At 69.6% G+C, this 352-nt stretch carries 1 protein-coding gene; it reads right to left on the bottom strand.

The window, feature by feature from the left end:
- Window positions 1-7 precede the first annotated feature (7 nt).
- A complete protein-coding gene (locus CCN35_RS13480) occupies window positions 8-334 on the bottom strand; it encodes a hypothetical protein (RefSeq protein ID WP_067388419.1) in 327 nt (108 codons plus the stop codon).
- Window positions 335-352: the final 18 nt, after the last annotated feature.

Raw genomic sequence — 352 nt, 5'->3', positions numbered from 1 at the left:
AAGCAGCTCAGCGGAAGCGCGCCGCGTCGAAGTTCGCCGCGCCCATCTGCCGCCGCGCGTTCTCCCCCTGCTCCTGGTCACCCGAGGAGAACGCCGACTCCATCCCCGCCTGACCGCCCAGAATCGCCGACAGCGACGCGTTCAGGTCCGCCGTGATCGCATCGGCCCGCGCCTTGAACTGATCGAACATCTGCCGGCCCGCACCGTTGAACTTCCCCTCCAACGGCTCCGCGGCCCGCACCAACTGCCGGATCAGCGCCCCCAGGTCGTCACTCGACCCCCGCGACTCGCGCATCAGCGTCGACAGCGTCTGCGCGCCCATGTCGAACTTCACGCCGAACTCGCCTCCCCC

It is taken from the genome of Streptomyces thermovulgaris (genome assembly GCF_002155915.1).
GTDB classification, from domain to species: Bacteria; Actinomycetota; Actinomycetes; order Streptomycetales; family Streptomycetaceae; genus Streptomyces; species Streptomyces thermovulgaris.
The sequence above is the reverse complement of the archived record's forward strand: the minus strand, read 5'-3'. Positions and strand labels throughout refer to the sequence as shown.